The sequence below is a fragment of the Bradyrhizobium sp. USDA 3364 genome (assembly GCF_054056355.1).
On record NZ_JBSRYG010000002.1, the window covers coordinates 1,025,381 to 1,049,959 of the forward strand.

The following is a 24,579-nucleotide window of genomic DNA, read 5'->3' on the forward strand; positions in this document are numbered from 1 at the left end:
TAGAGACACATCCCAGAATTCTCAGCACAAGCTCGCGAGCATTCCGCTGCTGTAACACCAGTGCCAACCACAATGGATGTGGGTTCTTCCCCGAAGTTGCAGCTGCCTGCGAGGGGGGCGTTGACGACGTGTGGTCCGATGGCGGACTGTGGACGACAGCGAATTAAGCGAGCGATAGCTGGCTTGCAGCGTCTTGCACGAAGATTCCACATTTCATACTTGCCAACTAAGGAGCCAGATGGCGACATGATCGTTGTCGAGAGAGCTGGTCCCGGTTGTCTGAACAGAATCTCCGCGTCGAATAAGTGGAGGCTCTGCCGGGGTTAGGCCGCCATGCGGATTGGCAGCGGGTTGAAGTAGGCTTGATCCGGTGTGCCGCCGTCAAGGCTCGAATGTGGACGTCGGGCATTGTAAAAGTCCAGGTATCGGCCGATCGAGGCGCGGGCGTCGGACACGCTGTCGTAGGCCCGCAGATAAACCTCCTCGTATTTGACGCTGCGCCACAATCGCTCAACGAACACGTTGTCCCGCCAAGCTCCTTTACCGTCCATGCTGATGGCGATGCCGTTGCTGGCGAGCACGCCGGTGAAGGCCGAGCCGGTGAACTGCGAGCCCTGATCCGTGTTGAAGATTTCAGGTCTGCCGTGACGCGCCAAAGCGTCCTCCAGTGTCTCGACACAGAACGCCGCCTCCATCGTGATCGAGAGCCGCCACGACAGAACCCGGCGGGTCGCCCAGTCCAGCACGACAGCGAGATACACGATGCCGCGCGCCATCGGGATGTAGGTGATATCCATTGCCCAGACCTGGTTCGGGCGCGTGATCTCCACGCCGCGCAGCAGATACGGATAGATCTTGTGCCCGGGCTCAGGTTTGGTGGTGCGCGGACGACGGTACAGCGCCTCTATCCCCATCCGCCGCATGAGCGTTTTGACATGCCGGCGGCCGACCTTGCACCCCTCGGCAGCCAGCAGGCCTCGCAACATTCGCGAACCGGCGAAAGGGAACTCCAGATGCAGCCGATCAAGCCGTCGCATTGTCGCGAGATCGTCGGGCGACACCGGGCGCGGCAGATAATAGACGCTGCTACGGCTGATCTTCAAAACTTCCGCCTGCCTGGTGATCGACAGATCGTGCTCACGGTCGATCATCGCTTTGCGCTCAGCAATCCCGCCTTGGTGAGCGCTCCTTCTAAAAAATCGTTCTCCAGCGTCAGTTCTCCGATCTTAGCGTGCAGCGACTTCACGTCGATCGCAGGCACGGCGGGCGCGGCGCTGCCAGGTCCAAAAACTCCGGAAGCTCCACCCTCCAGCTGGGCTTTCCATGCCGTAATCTGATTGGGGTGAACGTCAAAGTGCTCGGCCAGTTGAGCTATCGTTCGGTCGCCCTTGACAGCGTCCAGCGCCACCTTCGCCTTGAAAGCCGGTGTGTGGTTCCGGCGTGCGCGTCTCGTCATCGTCTCTCCTGATTCGCGGGACAATCTTGCCCGCCGTCAGGCAGAAACTCCACTTATCGCCCTGTTCAGATTTACGGAGCCGGCTCTCACCTTCACCCTCGCGCAATAATTGCGATAATGTTCAATGACTGACGCACCATTGTCGTATTCGCAACGGTAGTGCTGAACGGTTTTCTGCGGACTTCCCATCTGGGTCCGCAAAATAGCTTTGAGAGACCTATTCCGAGGTCTTTTCCCTCAATTGGCACGGATTTTGATGACCGGGGTCGCGAGGTTGCAAAATCGCATCCGGAATTTCGAAGAAGCGGCCGCAGTCAACGGAGTGTCGGATCCGATCATCGGCTGCGAACTCAACTCCGACACGCATTATGAGGTCTACTATGCGTGCAACAGAGGGACACGGTGAGGCTATCGGTCACCATGGCGAGTTGATCCAGGGCATCTTCGAGGACGAAAATGCTCGCTTGCACCGTGGGCTGATGTCTCTGCCTTGTCGTGCTCTTAAGTCAAGAGCGCACTTCAGGTCGAGGCACGAAGGCGCATTGTCCGTCACCCCACAATCTTGCAAAAAATCAAAGCGCGCCGCTGAGCTTGTGCTCAAGACGTTCGCCGGGATGAAGGCTGGCGGACATCTCACGATAGAGAGCAACATCCCTGTTGCGCGCGGCATGGGTTCATCCACAGCGGACGTCCTAGCCAGCATCTTAGCCGTTCTCGATTACCTGGACGTCCAACCAACATCCGAGCGCGTGATGGAAATTGCGGTTAGCGCTGAGACGGCGTGCGATTCCACATTATTTTCACAGCAGGCAGTGCTCTTTGCGCATCGCGAGGGGATAGTGATAGAGTGCTTCCAACACCCACTACCAGCGATCGACTTCATCGGCGTCGATGTAACGCCCGATCGGACCGTTGATACGCTCCTATTCGAGCCGGCACTGTACAGTCCGTTCGAGATCGAACTCTTTCGTCCGCTCCGGAGTCTTATGCGTAAGGCAATCGGGAATTCCGATCTTGGATTGCTTGGCCGAGTTGCTACCGCCAGCGCCCTGATCAACGAGAGATTCCTCCCAAAACCGCGCTTGCGCGATATCCAAACTATTGGCGTTCGCCATGGCGCGGTCGGCGTGCAGGTTGCACACAGTGGGACCGTTGTCGGCTTGCTGTTCGATCCCACAAACAAACGGACTACTGAACACATGGAGCTAGCTATGTATGACCTGAGAAAGTCGGGCTTCGAGCCTTCCATCTTTCGACATTAACGCCCTAGCTGGGAGCAACAAGTGGTTAGCCGAGCTTTGATGCGCAAACTAGAGGATTTCGAGAATCCGCGAATCATCCAGTTGAGAAATGGCCTATATGGCGCCAGCTCTTTTCTTATGAAGCTCCTCCCCGCACGCTTCATCCTTGAGCGAGCCGCAGAGCAAGGTTTGTTGAAACCGGGTGCCCGCATTTGCGAATCCTCTTCAGGCAATTTTGGGCTCGCCCTGGCCATGCTTGCTGTACAGCATGGCTACCAACTTACGTTGGTAAGTGACTGCACGCTCGACCGGCATCTTCATAAGCGCCTCAGCCACCTTGGCGTGCACGTAGACATCATCGAAAAGCCAGCGCACAGTGGAGGGCTTCAGCAGGCACGGTTGCACAGACTGGCGGTGCTCCTGAAAGAAAGGTCCGACAGCTATTGGCCCTCACAGCACTCTAACCCAGACTATCCGCTCGCGTATGCGAAATTCGCGGGCGCGCTCATTGACGGGGTGGGAAGGATCGACTGCCTAGTCGGTGCCGTTGGGTCGGGTGGCTCTATGTGCGGCACATCCAGGTGCCTGAGGGTACTGTTTCCCGAACTGCATGTTGTTGGCGTCGATACTCCAAACTCAGTTCTGTTTGGGCAACCTAGTGGTCAGCGATACCTTAGCGGGCTGGGAGGTGACATCCTCCCCTCAAATCTCGACCACAGATGCTTCGACGAGGTCCATTGGCTGCCAGCTGCAGATGCGGTTTGTGCAACCCATCAATTGCACGGGGATCACGGGCTATTTATGGGCCCCACTAGTGGGGCTGCGTATAGGATTGCAGACTGGTGGTCGCAAATGAATCCGGGCAAAAGAGTTGTCGCCATATTTCCCGATGAGGGGCACCGTTACCTTGAAACCGTTTACAGCGAGGGGTGGCTTTCTTCCATTCCTGAGTGGCCGGGGTCAGTACGCGAACGGCCCATGGCTGTCACAGCTCCTACCGAAAGACTGAAAGGTTGGTCGTGCTACGCTTGGGGGAGACGAACGCTTGACCAAGTGGTTCCCAGAACTACCAGCCGTGCGACAAGACATTCGATCCGCCAGTCACCCACTTGTTGAATGCTGTCTGCTCGCTGAGTGAGCCAGAAGATCCGTAGAGCCCCAAGACGCGCAATCTTGACGAGGGGCATGCCAATAGACGCCGCGGCTCTGACAGCGCTTTCTCTCTGAATCGACGAATTGTTGTCAACTATGCCAATACCGTCCTACCTTATCCGTTCAGGATTTCAGCGGACTAGTCTTCAACCAATTTCCATTTTCATTCTGCTACGTGAGGAGGTGCAGAGTTTCTTCGCCAAGTTGCCGCCTTGCGTTGTCGGCATGGAAGCATGCGCATCATCGCATTACTGGGCACGCGAGAGTCGCGCTCTTGGCCATGACGCTAAGATGATTCCGGCTTCGTATGTGAAGCCTTATGTGGCACGGCAAAAGAACGACGCTGCGGACGCCGCAGCGATCTGCGAAGCGGTGACGCGACCGGCGGGTTCGGCCCGCTCCCGTCAAGTCATTGACGCAACAGGCGGCGCGGGTGGTGCATCGCACGCATGAGCTTCTGTCGCGGCAGCGTGTTTCACTCATCAACGCGATGCGGAGTCATATGGCAGAGTTCGGTGTAGTCGCAGCGGCGGGCCCTCAGCATGTCGATCCTCTCATCAAGAGGATATCCGATCCGGCGACACCGATCCCCGATACGGTACGAGCACCGTTAAATATCCTTGCCGACCAGCTCGTCGCGCTAACCGCTCCAGATTAATGCTCTCGAAGCCCAAATACGGAGGCATTGTCGTGCAGAACCCGAAGCCGCCAGGCTGCTCAGCGTTCCAGGCGTCGGTCCAATCGCCGTCAGCGCGATATTAGCCGGACTGGGCCGGATATCCGCGGCTTCCGATCAGGCCGCGACTTTGCGGCATGGCTTGGCCTTGTGCCACGTCAGAACTCGAGCGGTGGCAAAAAACGATTGGGCCGCATCACGAAGATGGGGCGACCGCACCATCCGCCGCCTCCTCGTCATTGGCGCCATGTCCACGATCCGCTGGTCGCGCGGCAAGCAGAACTTCGCTCAAAGTTGGTTAGGACGCATTATTGCGCGTAAGCCCATCAAGCTCGCCGCGGTCGCTCTGGCCAACAAAATGGCAAGGATCATCTGGGCCGTGATGACACGAGAGGAGACCTATCGCACGGCATAAGTGTCGGCCGGAAGGAACAGCCGGGTCCTCCCGGTCGTGGTTGCAACGGCGCTGAATGGGAAGATGACGCGACAGTTGATAGACGAGATCGGGGCACCCAGTAAGGCTGTATGCGCGGCGGCGATCAGGGTGAAACTCCGTATTGCCTCACGTATCCATGCTCCCGAGTACGGTCCGTTGCCTCATTTATTTTGCTCCCGGCATGGGTGAGGAGGAGGCCGGGTGCGGAGATGGCCGGGGTTTCGGAGCGCCCGGCCTCCTCCGCTCGTTCCTGGCTCATCACTGGGGTATTGTGATCTCATACGTCGACGGCGTCTTCTCCGAGGAGACGAACAGCAATGCATTTGCTTGCTCGCTGCGCCAGGATTTCAAGCGACGCTGTAGCGTTCGAAGAAGCTTGTTCGGATAGGCTCCGGGATGTTCTACCTGCAACCGGGAGAGCAGTTCACTACCGGTCCGCCAGGGCTCGGCCTCAAACCATTTTCGCAAATCTGGCGTTACCCGGATGAGCGGGTCGGGACGACGCCGGCCTCTCTTCGCTTTCACGATTGGCCGATCCGTCGGTCGCACACCTCCGTCCTTCCAGGCGGTTCGCAGGCTTGCCAAGAAGAGATCGATCGGTTGCGATGCCATGGCAGGATCGACGATTGGCTGGGCATCCGCGAGCGCCGCGAGGCGCTCCTGTGCGGCGCGCATATCGTGCAGCAACGCGACCGGGTCGAGAGCGGCATAGATTTCCTGGAGATGGGCGCGAACCGCTTCGGGCGTGCGAGCGTCGGCAGCCAAGCGCTGGTGTGGCGTCGCCGGCGCGCTGTACGTCTTGCGCACACGCGCACCGTCGCGCTGTTTGGCTATCAACTTGAACGAAGGCTGGAAGAAGTTCACGAACAGCCGCGCCGATCGGTAGAGTTGAGCAAGCAGTGTAGCCGCCTCCAGGCCCTCGAACCGACGATAGCCGACCATCCTGCGCACGACCGCGCCGTTCTTCTGCTCGACGAACGCCTGTTCGTTCTTGCGGTAGGGCCGGCAACGCGTGAAGACGATGTTGCCCGCATCGCAGTAGGCCTTCAGCGTCTCGTTCATAAACACGGTGTCGTTGTCCGTATCGAGGCCGAGCAGCGCGAAGGGCAATTGTTTGCGCAATTCCGTCAGCACAGTGCTCAGCAGCGTCTGTTCGCGCACAATCAATGGAGCGCACTCCGTCCAACCGGTCGCGACGTCGGTGAGCACGAGGGTCTGGATGAAGCTGCCGCGCGCCGATGGACCGCTGTGCGCTACGAGGTCAGCTTCGACAAAACCCGGCGCCGAATCGTTCCAGTCTGCCAACGTCCGTATTGGAATCCTGCGACGCAAGGCGTGCGCCGCGGGCCGTCGGCGCTTGCGACCTAACCCGTCTCGCACCCGCGCCAATGCGCGGTCGATCGTCGCAGCGCTCATCGCCAGAAGTTTGTCGCGGATCTCGGGAGCGAGGTCGAGGTGGCCGTGCCGTTCCATCGCCTCGATCAGCGCAGGCATTAACGCCTTCAGCCGCTTCCCGCAGATCCGGTCTGACGCCTCCCAAAGAAGCGCGATCGCGTTGTGTTCCGCCTCGGAATAGACTCGACGTCGCGCCCGCCGACCTGAGCGTACGTCTTCCTGACCTCGAAGTAGTCGCATCGCGTGCTTGCGATGGAATCCGGTGATGTCGACGAACTCGTCCAATATCCGCGCCTTCTTCGCGCGATCCGACGTCCGATAGCGCGCGGCTACCGCCGCCGTCAGTTCCTTCCGCGTCGCCATGCTCAGCCGCCCCATCCTTGCCCCCGCTCGTTCCCAGTCCAAGGGAGCAATTTACGTGAGGCAACGGCTCAGCATCCGGTAACTTTTAGGGCGAGGCAATGCGGCCATCGCAGAAGAAGACGCCGAGGGGCCGGCGCCGGTCCGATCCGCTCGCGCAGTATTGGGAGACCGAGATCGATCCGATCCTGAAGGCTGCGCCCGGCATCCGCGTGATCGGCGTGCTGGACGAGCTGCGCCGACGGCATCATGACCTGAACCCGAACATCCGCCGCACTCTGGAGCGGCGCATCAACGCCTGGCGGGCGCTCAACGGCCCCGAACAGGACGTGATCTTCCGCCAGCAGCACGAGCCCGGCCGCCTGGGTCTGTCCGACTTCACCGGCGTGAGCGCGCTCGGTATTACCATCGCGGGTGAGCCGCTCGATCAATCTATCACTTCCGGTTGGCGTTCTCCGGCTTCGAGCATGCCCATGTCGTGCTCGGCGGCGAAAGCTTCGTCGCCCTGGCGGAGGGCTTGCAGAACGCACTGTGGGCGCTTGGCGGCGTGCCGCGGGAGCATCGCAGCGACAGCCTGTCGGCAGCGTTCCGCAATCTGGCCGCCGACGCACGGGAGGATCTGACGCAGCGCTACGCCGGGCTGATGGGCCACTATGGCATGGCGCCAACGCGCAACAATGCGGGCATCGCACATGAGAATGGCTCGATCGAGAGCGCGCACGGCCATCTCAAGCGGGCACTGGAAGATGCGCTGTTGCTGCGGGGGACGCGCGACTTCGCCAGTCTCGATGCGGACCGGGCTTTTGTCGACGAGATTGTCGGCCGGCGCAACGCCAACCTCGCCAAGCCGATCGCGCTCGAGAAGGAGGCGTTGACGCCGCTGCCAAAAGGCCGCACGACCGACTTCGAGGAGAAAGTGATCCCGGTGACGTCCCAGGCGGCTTCCTCCTGCGGCGCGTGTTCTACACCGTGCCTTCAAGATTGATCGGCCATCGCCTGCGTGTGCGCATCTTCGACGACCGGCTCGAATGCTTCCTTGGCGTCATACCGGTCGTGACGCTGCGGCGCGGTCGACCTGTGTCCGAGAGCCGGGGCGGTCATGTCGTGGATTACCGGCATGTCATCCATGCCCTGCGGCGCAAGCCGATGGCGCTCCTCAATCTCGTTTATCGCGACCAACTCTTCCCACGTGCAGCTTACAAACGTCTGTTCGAGACCTTGCGGGAGCATGGTGATGACCGGCGCGCCTGCAAGGTGACGGTCGAGCTTCTGGCGCTGGCTCACGAGCGCGCCTGCGAAGCAGAACTCGCCGAGGCGATCGCGATGGATCTGGACGCCGGACAGTTACCCGATCTTGCCGCGCTACGCGACCGCTTCCGGCCCGAGGCGGCCTCGATCCCGCGTGTCGCCGTCAAGCTGGCGCCGCTCGACGTCTACGATGAACTCGCCTCCGTCAGCGTCATGTCGGGCCGCTCGAACCTGGGAGAGGCAGCATGACCGGTATCGCTACCTCCGTCGATGCTGCCCGTGTCGAGCTGCTTCTCAATGAGCTCCGCCTGCCGGGCGTCAAGGCGATCTGGCCGAAGCTCGCCGCACAGTCGGACAAGGAAGGGTGGCCTCACAGCGTCGCTCACGCCGCTTAAGTCAGGGGGGTCGCCGGATGCGTACAATCCAACTCGGCTTTCCTCACAAATGCCTGCCAAGACAGTCAAAAGTCAGCAGAACTGAGCTAATCATCCCGAACTGATCTGATATTCAACAATGTTCTGAAGCCCGATTGGGCCTAAGTGAGTAGCGCCCGTATCTCGAAAACCGGCCTTCAGAAGAACGTTTCTAGACGTTAAATTGCGTGCGTTAATGGCTCCCATGATACGGTTGATACCTGGTCGATTTGTCCATACCCATTCAGCCATAAGCCCAACCGCTGCCCTACCATATCCATTCCCTTGATACGCGCGGCCAATTCGAAGACTATGGGATGTGATCACGTTTGGCGGTGCCCATTCAGGCGAAGCCGCCTTTTCGCGAAGAACGAGAAAGCCAACAACCTGATGGCGAAAGACGATCGCGAACGGGTGCTCTAATTCAGGATGTGGGCTATTCAGAAGTTGAGAAAATATCCAGTCCAACGGATCCACGAATTGCTCTTGCTCGGGTTCAAGGTCCAAATGGGCAACCATGGCGGAATCAAAGGTCGACAAGGCTTTCAGCGTCGTACGCATTTGGATCTCCTTATCATCGAGGTTTGAGCTCTGGCGACCACCGGATGAACACCTTGCTCACCTTTGATAGCGAGGAGCAGCTCCTTGCGGTCTTGACGGGGGAGTTTCAAAAGCCGTGCCAACCGCGCAGATACAGGATCAGAACAACTTTCCATCGACGGTGCAGCCCCTTACAGGGGGCAGCAAACCAAAAACAAGACCGTGTCGCTGATGCGACAATTTAGTAACTTTGTCAGCTGCTCGTTCTTCCTCAGAAAGCGGGACGGACAGGGATCGCGTGTGCAGGGAGCTCGCGAGTTGACCTGCGTGGCCGCAACGATGCCCCCTTCTCGGCCTCAATGGGACAGTGTAACCCGTCTAGGACTACGGCCTGCGCTCGCGCTATAAGCGACCGCGAGATCGCGGATGCTGACAAAACGGGAAGCGGTTGCGACCGCTCACTGCTCAAGTACATTGCATCAATCAAACCAGCCAAGTGTCCGATCTGGCGAGGCGACTTCAATGTGCTGACGACGAGGCCACATTCAGCCCACCTCCTAAGTCGTCTCGTGGGCGTTGCGGCACGCCTCGGCCGGAAATGCGCTCGTCACCGGCCAGCCTTCAATTGCCAAATGGTATGACCTCATGAATGACCCAACCTATGCTGATGCTGTACTTGGGTTCACAACTCTTAGGCCCGAAAGGAACGATGGCTCCATGCGTCGCTCGCCCGTTCTTCCTGACACGATTGTCTCATTCACGACAATGGTGGATATTTCCTGCGGATTTCCTTCAGAGAACCTTTGCGAAGTCATTTCTCGGCTGTTGGCACGGATCTTGATAAGCCGGTCGCGAGGCTACAAGCTTGATGGAGCGCGTTCCAGGCCGATGAACCGTGCGAAGGCATTCCGTCCTCTTCTCAGCCCCAACCGCAATCTAAAGAGAAAGCTGACTGCTATGACGCATTGGAGGTTGGTCAAGGTTATTCAAGAACGGAGCGAAATCTGCGTTCTCCGAATTTCGAGATAGCCCTATCCCGAACTGAAGCACCCGTTCTCGATCGTGGGTCATCGGCTCCTCCGTGCTGCACCAAAGGACGGCTGTACGCCAGTGGCCACCGATAGACGTGATTACCTGGCATAGCCTTCGCATTGGCGCGCCCCACCAACGCAATGGATATGGTGCGACAGCAGTTTGACTCCCGCTCAGCGCATGACGACAAAACCGTCCATACGTCCACTCTCTCAAGCTTGCGGTAAACGTCTGCAATCTAACGGCTGAAAACATCTATTTAAACTCGGGCTCTTCGGGGGATTGGCACGCCCCACTTGGGGTCAGTCGGGATACAGAACATCCTTAAGCACAAGATCGAATAGGATGCTGTCCATATCGCCCCTTCTGGTGTCGCAGGGACGTTAGATAGTTATCATGTGTGAAACCGCAAATTTCTTCGAAGCAATTCTACTTTTGGTATCTTCTCCGTGGAATCATCGAGACCGCAGGCGGCCATGCTCTTTCTAAGATTGCTCAAATCCAGGAGGGTGCGAGGCGAGGGCTCTCGAAAGTCGCATGTAGGGTCTGGCGTCGCCGCTGTCTTGCTCACGGCACCTCTGCTCCACTTTCCAAAATCTTGTTTCAGTTTTGCGGCGACAGGCTCGCGAGACGAGCCGGTGCGTGTTTTTATATCGGGTCCGGTCCACACTGCGGCACACCTCCCAAATATCTTAGGTCGTTGTTTTATGAACTTCTGGGAGTCTCCTAAATGCAGATGACAGTTTGTGGTACGCTGCACGAAACAATCAGACATGAGATCATGCGACGAGTAGTCAAAAATGAGTACAAGGCAGGTGGACCTCTACCATCTGCCGCTGCGTTGGCAGAAGAGTTTGGCGTAAGCGCAATAACGATCAAACGCGCGCTCCGAGACCTTCAATCTACCGGAATCCTGCGCACAGTCCCTGGGCTAGGAACGTTTGTATGTGAGACACGCAGGTTCACTTGTAACGTCAGGTACGGCTGCACATCTTTTAAGAATGCGCAGCGACTTGCAATCAAGCCGGGCATTCACTTGACATCGGCAACAAGGGAGGCGATTCGCCATCCATCGCTTAGCGAGTTTGATGCACCGGCTCGAACAATGCTTTGCCTAAGAAGGATCATATCGGTCGATTCTTTACCGATCATATTTGACACTTCGTACTTTCCACTTTCCTTGAGCGACAGAGCGGTCAACGAGTTTGGAAGCAAATTTGTCTGCGAGGCACTACAGCTTAGCGGGTCTCGGCTTCGAAAGGCACGCCTTCTAATCGAGGCCGGACCAGTCTCAGAAGAGGCTCAGCAGGCATTCGGGATTCCTAATGGATATGCAACTCTCCGACGCTTCTATGAACTAACGATCATGAAGCCTTCATTCAAGATATTCGGGATTACAGAATCACCATTTGATCGGCTGGCATTCTCCCTCGATACGAAATGCGGGTGTTCTGAGTTGTAATCCCTCATCCAGTTGTCGATCCGCAATAGCGATGCAGAGGTTAGAGCATTTCGGATCACGTTGCGTCGTAACCAGCTGCGACGAGATAATTTTGGCGCTTCACGAGTGAGAAGCGTTTGCGAGCGCTGGCGATTGCTTGCCAGAGGTCGGGCATGATGCGCGCCGCGGCGGCGCGCAACAGAGCTTTCAATTTAGAGAAGGCCATCTCGATCGGGTTGAAGTCCGGACTGCAGGGCGGGGAGATAGAGCAGGCCTGCTCCGACTGCCTGGATGGCCTCTCGAACGCCGTCGACCTTGTGAGCGGGCAAATTGTCCATGATAACGTTATCGCCGGGCCGCGGCGATGGGGCGAGCAATTGGTCGACGAGGCCAGGAAGGGCGATCAGCGCCTGGTCGTCGGACTGTTGGGCGCGAACGTTGGCAAGTTCGGCGCGCGCTGCCAGCAACGCCGCCTGCAGCGCCTCAATGTCTTCCGGCAACTTCTCGGTACCATCACTCATGCACCGACGGAATCACAAAAGCCGCGATTTGGCGCGGGCTTTTTTGCAATCTCACTGGATTATCGCGCAACCTATCCGGCGCTCTACGGCCGCCAGCTGTATTTCGGGTTGCGCCAGTCGATCGCCTCTAGCAAGTAACCCATCTGAGCTGCGGTCATGCCATCCACCGTCGCGGGCCAGATGAAGCGGCCGCGATCCAGCCGCTTGGCGTAAAGCGATAGCCCGACCCCGTCGTGCCAAGCGCCTTGATCAGGGCCCCGGCACGGCCACGGAACACGAAGACGACGCCGGCTAACGGTTATGTTGCGTGCAACATTACCGTTCTTATGTGTTGGACGAGATTATGTGGCGGAGGCGCCCTAACGCCAGCCAGGCCGGCCACCCCGGGTTTTCTCCGCCACATAATAATCAGATGTTGGCCAGCAACTGCAGGATGGTGTCGTTCGGCCGGAAACGCGCGCTGCGGTCGCCTGAGACGCCCGCCTTCTCGAGTCCCCGGCGCATCATCTCGACATCCGCAGCGGCGTATCGGTGGGTTGTGGCGACCTGAGCATGGCCAAGCCAAGCCTGGATCGTCAGGAGGTCCACGCCTGACCGGAGAAGCTTCATGGCGAGGGAATGCCGGAAGATGTGCGGCGATATCGTCTTGCCCTCCAAGCTTGGCCTCGTGGGCCCGGCCTGGGAGGCGGCACGCCGCACGATGTGTGTCGCGCCGAAACGCGTCAGGCGCTCGTTGTGGACCCCGACGAAGATCGGCCGCGGTTCATGATTGGCGAGGCCGCGTTCGCTCAATAGGTCCGTCAGCGATCGTACCAGATCCTTAGGAATGGGAACGACGCGATCTCGGCGTCCCTTGCCGTGAAGCAGCACCTGCGGGCGTCCTCGCTCCAACTGAAGGTCGTTCGCGTTGACGCCGGTCGCTTCGGACACGCGAGCGCCGGTTCTCGCCAAGAAGAGCAGAAAGGCCCGGTCGCGCCGGCCGCGGGGCGTCGTCTGATCAGGGACTGCGATGATGACCACTTCGCCCGATCGTAATCCCGTGCTGGCCAACAATCCGATTAGCGTCGCCATCGTGCGGCCCCTGAGAGGGTTCCCGGGCGAAATGAAGCTGCATGCGTCGATGAGCGACGTCAGCTCAGCCTCACTTAGGATGCGCGGCGGCGGAATCGCCCTGGACCGCGGGAAAGCTTTGCGCTCCAGACCTCGGTCTGGGGGTCGTAGACGACCAGGTACTCGTAGAATCGGCGGAGCACGCCGTGACGGACCGCGCGGCTGTCGGCGGCGCCACCGAACGACAGGACGAAGTCCAGCGCCATCGTCCGGGTGGCGGGCGCACCCAGCTGAGATCGCTCGACGTAGCGAACGAGAGCCCGCAGCGTGCCGGCTTGCTTGTTGAAGGCGTAGCCCAGGGAGCGGCGCAACTCGATGTAGCGCTCGAGCTTGTCGTCGAGGAATGCGGCGAAGGCGGTCATGCGGTGCCTCCCGGAAAGGGGAGCCGACCTCAGCGAACTGCGAGGCCGCGACCTTCACATACAGCGCTGTTGTGTTGATGCTCCGTAAGCGCGAATTTCGTCGTGCCTTTGCTTTTGAGTGCTCTGATGCATGAGGTGTCCACTTAAATAGGTGGACACCTTGTGATGGCAGACGACGATCAGAAACTGCGGGTCAGGCTTGTTGGCCGGAACGGTCGCCGGCGCTACGAGGCGGCATCTAAAGAGCGTCTTGTCACGGCCTGCCTTGAGCCCTGGGGTTTCGGTATCGAGGCTTGCACTCGAACATGGGGTCAACGCGAACCTCCTTCGGAGGTGGATCAAGAAGCGCACCGCGACCGGGTCGCTGCCGCCGTCCTCACGCCCGGCGTTCATCCCGGTTCAGCTTGAGGGGTCCGCCGATCGAGCCCTGTCGCGGCAGGACGGCGTGGCGACGGTGGAATTGCCGGCTTGCGATGAAGTGCGTGGTTCGGAACCCAAAGGGACTCCAGCTTTTTGTTCTCCGGCCAAAGTGAGCGTGTCGCTGCCGAACGGCGTGAAGCTCGCGCTGGAATGCGGCGATGTGGATGCATTGACGGCGATCATCGGAGCACTGGGCCATGTTCAGACTGGGCGGTGACCTGCAGGTCTATCTGCACCGTGAGCCGATCGACTTCCGGGCTGGCATCAACAGCCTTGCGGTCCTGGTCCAGGAGAGGATGGCGCTCGATCCATTCACTCCGGCGGTCTTTACGTTCTGCAATCGCCGTTGCGACCGGATGAAGTTGCTGTTCTTCGACCGGTCCGGCTTTGTGCTGGTCCTGAAGCGGCTGACCGAAGACAAGCTCCGATGGCCGCGCCGCCAGGAGGCGGTCGTCCGGCTTACGACCGAGCAATTGCACTGGATCCTTGACGGCATCGATATCGACGCGATGGTCCGCCATCCGGTGCGGCAATATCAGGTTGCCGGCTGGGCTCTCGAGTTGAGCGGTTGACGCATCGGTACGGTTCAGATTCAAGAATCCGATGAATCGAACCGGCGATCCGAGTGTTGAAGTGCTGTTGGCGCGCATTGCCGCGCTGCAGGCGGAGAACCATCAACTCGCCGGCCGCGTTGTCAAACTCGAGGAAGAACTGGCGCTGGCACGCCTGCATCGTTTTGCGCCCCGCAGCGAAAAGCACGTCGATCGTCTCTTCGATGAAGCCGAGCAGGCCGCCGATGAGGATGACGCCGGCAGTGAAACGAACAATATCGCCGAACTTCCGGACACGAGCTTGCCACCCGTCGAAAACACAACGGGAAAGAAGCGCGGCCGCAGGCCGCTGCCGGCGAACCTGCCGCGCGAGCGCGTCGAGTATGACCTGCCCGAAGATCAGAAGGCGTGTCCTTGCTGCCGTGGCCATGCATCGCATGGGCGAGGCTATCACCGAGCAACTTCATATCGAGGTGAAGGCGAAGGTTTTACAGAACGTACGCTTCAAATATGCGTGCCGCCATTGCGATCGCACCGGGATCAACGCCCCTGTCGTGACCGCGCCGATGCCGACGCAGCCGCTGCCGAGCAGCGTTGCCACGGCCTCAACGCTGGCGTTTTGCGCTGGTTCATAAATATGTCGATGGCACGCCCGCTCTACCGCCTGGCGCAGGCCTTCGAACGCGCCGGCGTTCCGGTCAGCCGCGGCGCTTTGGGCCACTGGGTGATCGGCTCGAGCGAGAAACATCTCTCCCGCATCTATGACGCCCTGAAGCTGCGGCTCAGATCACAACCTCTCATCCATGGCGACGAGACGACGGTTCAGGTCTTCAAGGAGAAGGACAAAGAGGCCACCAGCACATCATACATGTGGGCTTATCGCAGCGGCAGGGACAGTCGCGAGCCGATCGTTCTTCTGGATTATCAGCAGGGCCGCGGCCAACTCCACCCGCAGACCTTCCTTGGCGATTACCACGGCATCTTGATAAGTGACGGCTATGCCGCATGGCGCACGCTGGAAGGGGCCACCCACATTGGATGCATGGCCCACTCCCGGCGGCGCTTTGTCGATGCCCTCAGGGCGAGGAAGAAGGGCGGCGGTCCGCCCGAGCAGGCGCTGCGGTTCTTCGACCGGCTCTACCGGGTTGAAAGGCAGGCGCGGGACGGAATACCGCAGAAGGGTGAAACACAGGCCGACTGCATTCGCCGCTTCCGCCAGCAACATAGTGTCCCCATCCTCAATGCTCTCAAGGTATGGCTCGATGACATGGCCCCGAAGGTCTTGCCTGACAGCAAGCTTGGCGACGCCGTATCCTACACCCGAAACCAATGGGGAATATCTGACGCGCTACACCGGCGACGGCAGCATGCCGGTCGACAACAATCTTCTGGAGCGCGACATCAGCGTTTTTGCAACTGGCAGGAAGAGTTGGTTGTTCAGCGATACCGTGGACGGAGCCAAGGCCAGTGCCGTCGTCTACAGCCTGATGCTGACCCGCCGCGCCTCACGCGTCGAGCCGTTAGCGTGGTTGCGCCACGTCCTCACCGAAATGCCTCAGCGCGCAGGCGACGCCGATATTACCGACCTGCTGCCCTTCAACTTCCACAAAGCCGCCACTGCCTGAACGGCCCGGTATCGCCCGATACTAGGGCAATCCATCAAGCCGCCGGCGTCGACGTGCGGGGAAAATCGCGCTTAAGATGCTCCGGTGCCCTAGAAGATCGGCGACCTCGTTGATCGGCCTTCGTCGCCTCGCTGGGTGACGGACCGGTCCCTCGCAGCGTATCAGGCGGTAAGCTCTGGAGGGATTGCCCTCAGGCAGTTGGGGGGCGATCTAACCGACGCCGCCGGCGTCGATATGGCCCTCCTGGTCGCGGCAGCCTTATTGCTCTCCTCGTCTCCCCTCGTGTCTCCTCGCCTTTGGCTGCCAATGCCGCGGATTAATGCCAAGGGCGAAGAGCCCGAGATGCTTGAAGATCCCAAGGTGCGGTTGGCGTTGACGTCCCCTAGCGGGCCGCTTGTGGTCGAGATCGAATATCGGATTCCGCAGGAGAGTGCGCGTGCCTTCCACATTTGTCTCGAAAGCGCAATGGCGCTTACGGCTGGTCGATTGCTTGCGACATTGCTGATCCCGAGCTGTGGACCGAGCGTTGCTGTGGCCCGTCGATCCAGTGCACGCTCCGCCTGCGTCGAGCAACTGCGCTGCCGCAAGAAGCGCTTCTGGCCCAGATCGCCGTCGCCAAATACGCCGATGGACTGCCGCTCTACCGGCAGGAGACGATCTACGCGCGCGATCATGTCGAACTCGACCGCCAGCTAATGGCGCAATGGATGGGCAAGCTAGGCTTCGAGCTCGAGATCGTGGCCGACTACGTCTTCGGCGAGGTCAAGAAGGCCGAGCGAGTCTTTGCCGACGAAACCACCTTGCCGACGTTGCTCCTGGCTCTGGATCGACGAAGACAGCCTACTTATGGGCCTATGCCCGGGATGACCGAACCTTTGGCCGCGGCGGTCCCCCGATGGTGGCTTATCGCTTCGAAGACAGCCGCTCCCGCGAATGCGTGGTCCGGCATCTCAATGGTTATCGCGGCATCCTGCAAGTGGATGGCTATGCCGCCTATAACAAGCTCGCGCGATCCGATCGCGGCAATGATGCCATCACATTGGCTGGCTGCTGGTCACACAGCAGGCGCAAGTTCTACGAGCTGCATGTTGCAGGGAACTCGGACGTGGCAACGACGACGGTGGAGCGGATGGCAAAGCTCTGGCAGGTCGAGAAAACCGTGCGCGGTCAAAGCCCCGATGCTCGCGTTGCCGCGCGCCAGCAAGCCTCCGCGGCGATCGTCGCAGATCTCTTCGATCTCTGGCAGCAGACCTTGCCGCGGATCTCGGGTAAATCAAAACTGGCTGAGGCGATCCGCTACGCCGTCTCGCGCCCTGCCATCTTCGAACGCTTCCTGACCGATGGTCGCATCGAACTCGACTCCAACATCGTCGAACGCGCCATCAGGCCACAAACAATTACGAGAAAGAATAGTTTGTTTGCCGGCAGCGACGGCGGCGGACGAACCTGGGCGACCATCGCGACACTGCTGCAGACAGCGAAGATGAGCAACGTCGATCCGCTTGCCTGGCTTGCTCTCACGCTTCAGCGCATCGCCAACGGCTGGCCGAGCAGCGAAATCGACGCGCTTATGCCATGGAACCACCCCATCTGACGGCCTCAGCTCGCCGCTTACACTTGGACATTGAAGTGGTGATTTGGTCAGTCGAGGCGACCCGAGCGCCGCGATCGGCACGATTTGACCGGAGTGGCGTCTGGTCGATGACTTGGAGGTGAGAGTCATCTACGGACCCTGGTGCTAGGAACCGCTAGCTGAACAGCAAGGGCATCGTCGCGAGGCTGAGTCCGAAGAAAGCGTAGGCAAACTGCGAGCGCCGAGGCGCCGGCCAGAAGTGGAGGCGGTATCGCGAGAGCGGTCTGCCGTCCGCATCTCCAGCGGACACACCGGGGATTCTTCGTTAACAGGCAGGAACGCTTGCCATCCCAGCGAGGAAGTCGGTTGCTATCCGCAAAAAGGATTTGTCGAGAGCGGAAGGCTTTGGTGCAAGGCTCGAATGCAGCCTACCAATTGGCATCGTCGATTTTTTCTTGCGCACGAGTTCATCACCACGGCGTCGATTGAGCCAGCGAGAGAACGCGATCACGGGATGCAAAAATGTGGGCGCGCATCGCACTGCTAGCTGCCTTCGCGTCCCTTGTCTCCAAGGCATTCACGAGCTGCTGATGCTCTGCAATCGCTTCGGAGGTTACGCGTGTGTGAAATACCAGCCGGAATACATGAATATGTGCGTGGAGGCGAGAAAGCGCGTCGACCAGCAGATCGTTGCCGCTAGCTGCCGCTATAACGGCGTGAAACTGCGCGTCCTTCCGAGCAAATTTGCCGTAAGCGGGAAACTCGTGATCACGGAGACTTGCCATGGAAGCCTGCAGCGCTTTGAGCACTTCGAGCTGGCTCTCATCAATCAACTTCGCCGCCTTGTCTGCCGCAGCAGGCTCGAGCAAAAGGCGCAGCTCAAATAGTTGTTGTACCTGACTGCGCGACATCTGGGCAGCAGCGCTGTAGCCAACCAGATGGGTTTTTAGAACGAGTCCTTCCGCCTCAAGGCGGCTGAGTGCCTCGCGTATCGGTGTCTGCGAAACGCCTAGTTCGCGGGACAGACTGTCCACGGTGATCTTCGCGCCAGGCTGGATCGTCAGTGCCATGATGCGTTCTAGGATGGCCTCATAGGCCTCTTCGACAAGGGCCGATGGTCGAACGACGGCTCTGGCTTTGCCAAACTCGGCTGTTTCGGCCCCCACGAAGGGGGGCAGCTTGGGAGGAATTGCTGCCACCGGTGATTCCCTCTTGACGGAGGTCCATTCCTTATTTCATATCACCCTCGACTTCAAATCAAATATCTTATAGGATCTTATCGTGCAACTGCTTCCCGCCTCCTTTGTTCGTGAGACGGCGATCCGAGCGCTACGAAATGTAGGCGTTCCCCCAGCACACGCAGACCTTCAGGTCGATCTTCTCATGGAAGCGGAATTGCGGGGCCGCCCGTCTCACGGACTGCTTCGGTTGCGCCGGATAGCTGACCGCATAGGCAATGGGGTGCTCGATCCGACGACGAAAGGCCGTCATGTCTGGACCGGCACATCTTTCCTTCAGGTGGACGGGCTCCAGGGTTTGGGTCCGGTTGTGTCCTGTCACGCTCTAGATGCCCTGTGCGAGCGGGTCCCCAGTAGTGGCGTCGCTATTGCCGCCATCGCAAACAACAATCATCTCGGTATGTTGGCTTGGTACGCGGAACGTATCGCGACGAGGGGCTTCGCGCTTATTGCCTTGTCGACCAGCGAAGCCCTCGTGCACCCATGGGGCGGCCGACGGGCGATGCTCGGAACAAACCCGATCGCAATCGGTATTCCCGCCACCCCCAGACCCTTCGTGCTCGATATGGCCACCAGTCTCGTCTCTATGGGCCAAATTCACGAGTACGCACATCGTAGAAAGCCGATTCCGTCGCATTGGGCTGTTGACGCCAACGGTGATCCTACCACCAACCCTGTTGCCGCGAAGGACGGCGCAATTGCGCCGTTTGGCGAAGCCAAAGGCTATGCATTGGGCCTTGCGTTCGAGGTGCTTGTCGCCAGCCTTACGGCGTCGGCGCTGGGACGCGAGGTGCGTGGGACGCTCGATGCCACCGAGATGTGTAACAAGGGCGACATATTCATTGTCTTTGATACTCCGGCATCGAGCACCATGCGAAGCGCAATTGGTTCCTATCTTGACGCCTTGCGCGCTGACGCGCCAGCAGTCGGCTTCGACCGCGTTGCAGTTCCAGGCGATCGGTCCCTTGCGACTCGCCAGCAGCGGCTGCGGAACGGTATTTCCATAGCAGATGAAGTGTGGACGCAATTGCTCGATCTTGCACGACAACCTCTTTAACGATGAAGTAGGGAATCTACGTATGACGCTATTCGGCGCGCTACGCACCCCAAAAGCTATTATCTTCGGAAGAGGCCAACGCCGCTCGCTTGGTCGTGTCGCCAATTCGCTCGGCCGGCGGGCGTTCATCTGTACGGACACACGGCTAAGCGCCGAGAGCGATTTCTCCGCCATGGTGGACGATCTACGCAATCAGGGGGTCATCGCCCGCGTCTACGACCGGACCGTTGCCGAGCTACCCCTCAACCGCGTTGACGAGTGTGCTGCGTCGGCCCGCGCATTCGCGCCCGACATGGTCATAGGAATTGGTGGCGGTTCGTGCATGGATTTGGCGAAGGCTGCGGCGGTGCTACTGACCCACGGAGGCAAGATTCAAGACTACTACGGCGAGTTCAACGTACCAGGCCCCGTTGCGCCGCTAATCGCAGTGCCAACGACCTCGGGCACGGGATCGGAGGTAACCCCAGTCGCAGTGCTTAGCGATCCCGACCGGGTCATGAAGGTTGGAATTGCCAGCCCGCACATCATATCCCATACGGCGATTTGTGATCCGGAACTGACGATGAGCTGTCCGGCGGGATTGACCGCGATTTCGGGAGCGGATGCGCTCACTCACGCCATAGAGGCCTTTACCGCTGTTCGCCGTCCAGCCTCTCCAACGCTGGTCCACGAACACGTATTCATCGGTAAGAACGCCTTCTCCGATCAGCATGCTCTGGTCGCGATCGAGCGAATCTCACGAAGCCTTGCGCGTGCCGTATCGTATGGCGACGACGAAGTCGCACGGGAGGACTTGATGTTCGGGGCGCTGGCAGCCGGACTCGCTTTCGGCACGGCCGGGACCGCAGCTGCCCATGCTCTTCAATATCCGGTTGGCGCGCTCACCCATACGCCTCACGGAATGGGGGTCGCGCTGTTGATGCCTTACGTGATGGATTTCAACCGCCTGACCTGCACCGCGGAATTCGTACAAATAGCCGCAGCGATGGGCCTCTCACGCAACGGCGAGAACTATGACGCCTTCGCGGCTGTTGACGCCGTCGCCTCGCTATTCCGCGACATCGGGTTGCCGGCAACTCTCGAAGAACTCAAGCTGCCTCTCGCGAAACTCCAATGGACCGCTCAGCAGGCATTTACCGCACAACGCCTGATCAAGAACAACCCTGTGCCACTTGACGTCGAGAAACTGCACCAGATCCTCAGCGCTGCCTATAATGGCCACCGCACGTCCTTGGCTACCTAAGTCAGATTCCCGGAGGAAATCATGAATCCCGTAGTCACCGTCAAAGCTCCAAGCGTCGATACAAGGACGATCCCGACCGACCTCTATATCGACGGCACATGGCGCCCCTCAAGCTCGGGCAAGAGCATAAAGGTCTTCAATCCTTCAAACGAGGAGCACATCGCAACGATCGCCGATGCGTCCGTCGAGGACGCCATTGTCGCGGTGGACGCGGCTGCGGCAGCCGCTCGCGATTGGGCTACGACCGCTCCTCGTCGCCGCGCGGAAATCCTCGTCAAAGCCTATACCCTCATGATGGAAAAGGCAGATTGGCTCGCCGAGCTGATCTCGATCGAGAATGGCAAGGCTCTGGCGGATGCCAAAGGTGAGGTCAATTATGCGGCTGAGTTTTTTCGATGGTATGCGGAAGAAGCCGTTCGCATCAACGGCGAGATCTCAATTGCACCCGGCGGTACAAACCGTATCATCGTGCAGTATCAGCCTGTCGGAGTGGCTGTCCTGATCACGCCATGGAATTTTCCGGCGGCAATGGCGACCCGCAAGATTGGACCCGCGTTGGCAGCAGGATGTACGTGTATCCTCAAGCCGGCGACCGAAACACCGCTGACAGTCTTTGCCATGATGGAGATGCTGACACGCGCCGGCGTTCCTAAAGGGGTCGTGAACGTCATCACCACGTCCTCTCCGGGACCTGTGGTCGGAGCGATGCTGCATGATCCGCGGGTACGGAAACTCTCCTTTACGGGCTCGACCGAAGTTGGCCGCCGACTGTTGCGCGAAGCGTCCGACTGCGTGATCAACTGTTCAATGGAGCTCGGTGGGAATGCGCCTTTCCTGGTATTCGAAGACGCCGACATCGATGCTGCAGTGGACGGTGCGATGATCGCCAAGATGCGCAATGGCGGCGAAGCTTGTACGGCAGCCAACCGGTTCTACGTGCAACGGCCAATCTTCGATACCTTCGCCGAGCGTCTTACGGCTCGCATGAGCGGAATGGCGGTCGGCGACGGCTGGCTTCCCGGAACGGCATGCGGACCGTTGATCAACGAGTCCAGTCTGCGAAAGGTCGGCTCGTTGGTGGACGACGCCGTAAATCGCGGCGCAAAACTCCTCACCGGCGGCAAGGCGCTCGACCGCCGTGGTTATTTTTACCCTCCTACCGTTCTAACCCAGATCGAGCCGAATTCCGAACTGTTGCATGAGGAAATTTTCGGACCGGTTGCAGCCCTCGTCGCGTTCGACAGCGAGGACGAAGTTGTCGAACTCGCCAACGCGACGGAGTACGGCCTCGTTTCCTATGTCTACACCCAGAGTCTTGCCCGCGGATTGCGAGTTTCGGAGCGTCTAGATAGCGGCATGGTGGCATTGAACCGCGGCCTCGTCTCGGATCCCGCCGCGCCGTTTGGCGGAAGCAAACAAAGCGGCCTCGGACGAGAAGGTGCCCATCACGGCTTGCTTGAGTTCACCGAGGCAAAATACATCGCCACATCCTGGTAGATCTTTGGCATTCACGTGCGCAGAGCCCACCACTCGCAATAACCTAGGTGGTATGTAGGATTGGTTATTCGGTTCATGATTGTATTTCGACAATGCTCCGGCTCCAGCACCTCTGTCGCGCTCCCGGACACCATACTTACCGGAATTAGGTTAGGTCTGAAGGCTGCAGCCGGGCTCCCAGCTATCCACCGTGCGCGAGTATGTTGCAAAATACAATGCATCCCGCAAAGCGGCGCGAAAGGCGATCGACTAACTCGAAGCGAAAAGTGACGTAACCCGAAGGGTCGGCCGAGGCACATTCATGCCGGAGAGCGCCAAGCCTTTCTGCGGTGCCGCCGCTGTACCAGAACGAGATCGACATCAATCTCGATATTCTTGATCAACGCCCGGCTGGCGTAGAGCGACAGGCCGATGCCGTCATGGATATTGACCAGATCGCCGCGGCGGCCCCGAAAGATGTAGAGATTCCGGCATGGGCATGGCGCTTCAGGCTTTCCTGGACCTTAACCGCTAGGCTTTGCGTGCCACGGTGCATATCGGCGTGGCCAGTCGCTATCCAGACCTGACGCCGCTCGGGATCGGGGGGCATCGCCGTCTCAGAAGCTCAAGGACCCGCTGCAGTGCCTTCGTCTCCACGTCACGATCGGGACGCGCACGCGGGATCCAAGCTCGACCTCGATGATCCCTGCTCCCGCGCCCTTCGGAGGCGAAAGCGACGCCTACGATGAACACGACGATGCTGCAGCCAGCGCAGAGGTGATCTCCACAGGAACAATCGCCGACACGGCATCCCCGCTCAGCCGGCCTTCGCGCGCCAGCCGGCGCCACGTGAACGATAGTCTTGTAGACAACCCGTTGCGCCGCGGCGTCAACGACGCCAGACGTGGCCCGCCATAGCTCTCGGCAACGACCCGCTGCTTTCTAACGTCCAACGGCGCCGAGCGCTCGTCGCAACAACTTCCAGTCGGGAAACCCTCGAAAAAGGCCTATGGTCAGTCATATGCCTATGTCTTCACTCGTTGTCCCACCGCGCAAGGCGGCTTTCGCCAGAGCGATACCCTGCTCAACGCGCAACGCCATCCTCTGTCGATCGATCGCTTCTGGCCTTAGGCGAGGGCTTCCGAAATGCGCATGTCATCAAGATCGTCTGATGCTTGGCGCACTTCACACTGCCGACGGAATGCAGCACTTCCTTGGGGCTGAGAATGACGGCAAGCGTCTTTGGTGCTTTCGGTGACGGAATCACCAGATCGAAATCCAAATCGACCTCTAGCGTGACGCGATAAAAAAACTGAGCGCTGCGACGGTCACGTGCACCGAACGTGGTGCTAACTTCCTCTCGTTCACCAGGTAGATCAGGTAGGTACGGATGTCCTCTCGACCGAGCAAGGACGGCCCGACCCGATCGCGGCAAAGATGGCGTCACATTGGCAGGCTGGTGATCACACAGCAGACGCATGTTCTATGAGCTGTATGTTGCAGGGAGCTCAAGAGTGGCAATGACAACGGTCGATCGGATGGCAAAGCTCTGGCAGGTCGAGAAAACCGTGCGCGGCCAAGGCCCCGGCGCGCACGTTGCCGCGCGCCAGCAAGCCTCAGCGGCGATCGTCGCAGATCTCTTCGACTTCTGGCAGCAGAATTTGCGGCGGATCTCGGGTAAGTCAAAACTGGCCTACGCAATTCGCTATGCCGTCTCGCGCCGCGCCATCTTCGAGGCGCTTCCTCACCGACGGCCGCATTGAGTTCGTCTCCAAGATAATCGAGCGCGCCATCCGGCCACAAAAAATCTCGATGAAGAATAGCCTGTTCGCTGGCAGCGACGGCGGCGCACGAACCTGGGCAACCATCGCAACACTGCCGCAGACAGCGAAAATGGATAACGTCGAACCGTTGGCCTGGCTTGCTCTAACACTTCAGCGTATCGCTAACGGCTAGCCGAGTAGCGAAATCGACGCGCTCACGCTCTGGTACCACACCGCCTGACGGCCTCAG

At 59.4% G+C, this 24,579-nt stretch carries 19 protein-coding genes and 10 pseudogenes; 20 read left to right on the forward strand and 9 right to left on the reverse strand.

What is annotated here, in order from left to right:
* Positions 1-323 precede the first annotated feature (323 nt).
* Positions 324-1,456, reverse strand: a protein-coding gene (locus tag ACVILL_RS04940) for an IS3 family transposase (RefSeq protein WP_456728087.1) whose coding sequence is annotated in 2 segments (ribosomal slippage) — positions 324-1,201 and positions 1,201-1,456 — 1,134 coding nt in all. Because the reading frame shifts where the segments join, the coding sequence is not laid out codon by codon here.
* Positions 1,457-1,998: 542 nt separating this feature from the next.
* Here ACVILL_RS04940 and ACVILL_RS04945 point away from each other — a divergent pair.
* The 4 genes and pseudogenes from ACVILL_RS04945 (at position 1,999) to ACVILL_RS04960 (ending at position 4,846) form a co-directional block, all read left to right on the forward strand.
* The gene (locus ACVILL_RS04945; protein WP_456728093.1) at positions 1,999-2,718 is read left to right on the forward strand and encodes a GHMP family kinase ATP-binding protein; all 720 of its coding nucleotides are present in this window, start codon (positions 1,999-2,001) and stop codon (positions 2,716-2,718) included.
* A gap of 117 nt (positions 2,719-2,835) precedes the next feature.
* Complete coding sequence (locus ACVILL_RS04950) at positions 2,836-3,813, forward strand: cysteine synthase family protein (RefSeq protein WP_456734168.1); 978 nt, start codon at positions 2,836-2,838, stop codon at positions 3,811-3,813.
* Between the two features lie 791 nt (positions 3,814-4,604).
* Positions 4,605-4,742, forward strand: a pseudogene (locus tag ACVILL_RS04955) (hypothetical protein); the annotation flags it as partial.
* A complete protein-coding gene (locus ACVILL_RS04960) occupies positions 4,676-4,846 on the forward strand; it encodes a hypothetical protein (RefSeq protein WP_456728094.1) in 171 nt (56 codons plus the stop codon). The pseudogene ACVILL_RS04955 and the gene ACVILL_RS04960, both read left to right, overlap by 67 nt.
* A 373-nt stretch (positions 4,847-5,219) precedes the next feature.
* Here ACVILL_RS04960 and ACVILL_RS04965 read toward each other — a convergent pair whose 3' ends face one another.
* Positions 5,220-6,734, reverse strand: coding sequence for an ISNCY family transposase (locus ACVILL_RS04965; RefSeq protein WP_456728095.1), 1,515 nt, complete (start codon positions 6,732-6,734; stop codon positions 5,220-5,222).
* An 89-nt stretch (positions 6,735-6,823) separates the two neighbouring features.
* On the opposite strand from ACVILL_RS04965, the pseudogene istA reads away from it, so the two are divergent.
* Together istA and ACVILL_RS04975 are read left to right on the forward strand one after the other, a co-directional pair.
* Positions 6,824-8,213: pseudogene (istA, locus tag ACVILL_RS04970) on the forward strand (IS21 family transposase); the annotation flags it as partial.
* Positions 8,210-8,359, forward strand: a complete 150-nt coding sequence (locus tag ACVILL_RS04975) for a hypothetical protein (protein ID WP_456728096.1) — start codon at positions 8,210-8,212, stop codon at positions 8,357-8,359. The pseudogene istA and the gene ACVILL_RS04975, both read left to right, overlap by 4 nt.
* A gap of 90 nt (positions 8,360-8,449) precedes the next feature.
* Here ACVILL_RS04975 and ACVILL_RS04980 read toward each other — a convergent pair whose 3' ends face one another.
* Positions 8,450-8,938: a GNAT family N-acetyltransferase gene (locus ACVILL_RS04980; RefSeq protein WP_456728097.1), complete on the reverse strand. Its 489-nt coding sequence runs from the start codon at positions 8,936-8,938 to the stop codon at positions 8,450-8,452.
* Between the two features lie 1,747 nt (positions 8,939-10,685).
* On the opposite strand from ACVILL_RS04980, the gene ACVILL_RS04985 reads away from it, so the two are divergent.
* On the forward strand, positions 10,686-11,411 hold the full coding sequence (locus ACVILL_RS04985) for a GntR family transcriptional regulator (protein WP_456734169.1): 726 nt from the start codon (positions 10,686-10,688) through the stop codon (positions 11,409-11,411).
* A 55-nt stretch (positions 11,412-11,466) separates the two neighbouring features.
* Here ACVILL_RS04985 and ACVILL_RS04990 read toward each other — a convergent pair.
* The 4 genes and pseudogenes from ACVILL_RS04990 to ACVILL_RS05005 form a co-directional block, all read right to left on the reverse strand.
* Positions 11,467-11,764 (reverse strand): annotated as a pseudogene (locus ACVILL_RS04990) (transposase); the annotation flags it as partial.
* Between the two features lie 230 nt (positions 11,765-11,994).
* Positions 11,995-12,213 (reverse strand): IS66 family insertion sequence element accessory protein TnpB, encoded by a 219-nt coding sequence (gene tnpB, locus ACVILL_RS04995; RefSeq protein WP_456734170.1) that lies wholly within the window; start codon positions 12,211-12,213, stop codon positions 11,995-11,997.
* Positions 12,214-12,319: 106 nt separating this feature from the next.
* Positions 12,320-12,982 (reverse strand): tyrosine-type recombinase/integrase, encoded by a 663-nt coding sequence (locus tag ACVILL_RS05000; RefSeq protein WP_456728098.1) that lies wholly within the window; start codon positions 12,980-12,982, stop codon positions 12,320-12,322.
* A gap of 74 nt (positions 12,983-13,056) precedes the next feature.
* Positions 13,057-13,383 (reverse strand): hypothetical protein, encoded by a 327-nt coding sequence (locus ACVILL_RS05005; RefSeq protein WP_456728099.1) that lies wholly within the window; start codon positions 13,381-13,383, stop codon positions 13,057-13,059.
* Positions 13,384-13,548: 165 nt separating this feature from the next.
* On the opposite strand from ACVILL_RS05005, the pseudogene tnpA reads away from it, so the two are divergent.
* From tnpA to tnpC (ACVILL_RS05045), 8 genes and pseudogenes are all read left to right on the forward strand, one after another.
* A pseudogene (gene tnpA, locus ACVILL_RS05010) lies at positions 13,549-14,020 on the forward strand (IS66-like element accessory protein TnpA).
* The gene (tnpB, locus tag ACVILL_RS05015; RefSeq protein ID WP_456728100.1) at positions 14,001-14,375 is read left to right on the forward strand and encodes an IS66 family insertion sequence element accessory protein TnpB; all 375 of its coding nucleotides are present in this window, start codon (positions 14,001-14,003) and stop codon (positions 14,373-14,375) included. The pseudogene tnpA and the gene tnpB (ACVILL_RS05015) overlap by 20 nt, the downstream one beginning before the upstream one ends.
* Before the next feature lie 31 nt (positions 14,376-14,406).
* Positions 14,407-14,673: pseudogene (locus tag ACVILL_RS05020) on the forward strand (IS66 family transposase); the annotation flags it as partial.
* A pseudogene (locus ACVILL_RS05025) lies at positions 14,606-14,836 on the forward strand (hypothetical protein); the annotation flags it as partial. The pseudogenes ACVILL_RS05020 and ACVILL_RS05025, both read left to right, overlap by 68 nt.
* Positions 14,740-15,627 (forward strand): annotated as a pseudogene (gene tnpC, locus ACVILL_RS05030) (IS66 family transposase); the annotation flags it as partial. The pseudogenes ACVILL_RS05025 and tnpC (ACVILL_RS05030), both read left to right, overlap by 97 nt.
* A 94-nt stretch (positions 15,628-15,721) precedes the next feature.
* Complete coding sequence (locus ACVILL_RS05035) at positions 15,722-15,979, forward strand: transposase domain-containing protein (RefSeq protein WP_456734171.1); 258 nt, start codon at positions 15,722-15,724, stop codon at positions 15,977-15,979.
* A 120-nt stretch (positions 15,980-16,099) separates the two neighbouring features.
* Positions 16,100-16,584 (forward strand): annotated as a pseudogene (locus ACVILL_RS05040) (MFS transporter); the annotation flags it as partial.
* A pseudogene (tnpC, locus tag ACVILL_RS05045) lies at positions 16,558-17,573 on the forward strand (IS66 family transposase); the annotation flags it as partial. The pseudogenes ACVILL_RS05040 and tnpC (ACVILL_RS05045), both read left to right, overlap by 27 nt.
* Positions 17,574-18,022: 449 nt before the next feature.
* Here tnpC (ACVILL_RS05045) and ACVILL_RS05050 read toward each other — a convergent pair.
* Entirely contained in the window at positions 18,023-18,742 is a 720-nt protein-coding gene (locus ACVILL_RS05050) for a GntR family transcriptional regulator (protein WP_456734172.1), read from the reverse strand.
* Positions 18,743-18,833: 91 nt separating this feature from the next.
* Between ACVILL_RS05050 and ACVILL_RS05055 the strand changes: the two genes are divergently transcribed.
* The 4 genes from ACVILL_RS05055 to ACVILL_RS05070 all read left to right on the forward strand — a co-directional run bounded on the left by ACVILL_RS05055 (position 18,834) and on the right by ACVILL_RS05070 (position 23,153).
* Positions 18,834-19,847 carry an Ldh family oxidoreductase gene (locus ACVILL_RS05055; protein WP_456728101.1) on the forward strand — a complete coding sequence of 338 codons (1,014 nt, stop codon included), beginning with the start codon at positions 18,834-18,836 and terminating at the stop codon, positions 19,845-19,847.
* Positions 19,848-19,869: 22 nt separating this feature from the next.
* Positions 19,870-21,090 carry an iron-containing alcohol dehydrogenase gene (locus tag ACVILL_RS05060; RefSeq protein ID WP_456728102.1) on the forward strand — a complete coding sequence of 407 codons (1,221 nt, stop codon included), beginning with the start codon at positions 19,870-19,872 and terminating at the stop codon, positions 21,088-21,090.
* 21 nt (positions 21,091-21,111) lie between these two features.
* Positions 21,112-22,587, forward strand: a complete 1,476-nt coding sequence (locus ACVILL_RS05065; protein WP_456728103.1) for an NAD-dependent succinate-semialdehyde dehydrogenase — start codon at positions 21,112-21,114, stop codon at positions 22,585-22,587.
* Between the two features lie 329 nt (positions 22,588-22,916).
* Complete coding sequence (locus tag ACVILL_RS05070; protein WP_456728104.1) at positions 22,917-23,153, forward strand: hypothetical protein; 237 nt, start codon at positions 22,917-22,919, stop codon at positions 23,151-23,153.
* A 703-nt stretch (positions 23,154-23,856) separates the two neighbouring features.
* Here the strand turns inward: ACVILL_RS05070 and ACVILL_RS05075 are convergent.
* Positions 23,857-23,934 carry a hypothetical protein gene (locus ACVILL_RS05075; RefSeq protein WP_456734173.1) on the reverse strand — a complete coding sequence of 26 codons (78 nt, stop codon included), beginning with the start codon at positions 23,932-23,934 and terminating at the stop codon, positions 23,857-23,859.
* A gap of 56 nt (positions 23,935-23,990) precedes the next feature.
* Here ACVILL_RS05075 and ACVILL_RS05080 point away from each other — a divergent pair.
* Positions 23,991-24,522: pseudogene (locus ACVILL_RS05080) on the forward strand (IS66 family transposase); the annotation flags it as partial.
* Positions 24,523-24,579 lie beyond the last annotated feature (57 nt).

What these genes read in the sequence shown, in the direction of transcription:
- ACVILL_RS04950 (WP_456734168.1), top strand. Translation starts at nt 2,836, where the DNA reads ATGAAGCTCCTCCCCGCACGCTTCATCCTTGAGCGAGCCGCAGAGCAA.
- ACVILL_RS04965 (WP_456728095.1), bottom strand. Translation starts at nt 6,734, where the DNA reads ATGGGGCGGCTGAGCATGGCGACGCGGAAGGAACTGACGGCGGCGGTA.
- ACVILL_RS04975 (WP_456728096.1), top strand. Translation starts at nt 8,210, where the DNA reads ATGACCGGTATCGCTACCTCCGTCGATGCTGCCCGTGTCGAGCTGCTT.
- ACVILL_RS04980 (WP_456728097.1), bottom strand. Translation starts at nt 8,938, where the DNA reads ATGCGTACGACGCTGAAAGCCTTGTCGACCTTTGATTCCGCCATGGTT.
- ACVILL_RS04985 (WP_456734169.1), top strand. Translation starts at nt 10,686, where the DNA reads ATGACAGTTTGTGGTACGCTGCACGAAACAATCAGACATGAGATCATG.
- ACVILL_RS05000 (WP_456728098.1), bottom strand. Translation starts at nt 12,982, where the DNA reads ATGGCGACGCTAATCGGATTGTTGGCCAGCACGGGATTACGATCGGGC.
- ACVILL_RS05005 (WP_456728099.1), bottom strand. Translation starts at nt 13,383, where the DNA reads ATGACCGCCTTCGCCGCATTCCTCGACGACAAGCTCGAGCGCTACATC.
- tnpB (WP_456728100.1), top strand. Translation starts at nt 14,001, where the DNA reads ATGTTCAGACTGGGCGGTGACCTGCAGGTCTATCTGCACCGTGAGCCG.
- ACVILL_RS05035 (WP_456734171.1), top strand. Translation starts at nt 15,722, where the DNA reads ATGCCGGTCGACAACAATCTTCTGGAGCGCGACATCAGCGTTTTTGCA.
- ACVILL_RS05060 (WP_456728102.1), top strand. Translation starts at nt 19,870, where the DNA reads ATGACGCTATTCGGCGCGCTACGCACCCCAAAAGCTATTATCTTCGGA.
- ACVILL_RS05065 (WP_456728103.1), top strand. Translation starts at nt 21,112, where the DNA reads ATGAATCCCGTAGTCACCGTCAAAGCTCCAAGCGTCGATACAAGGACG.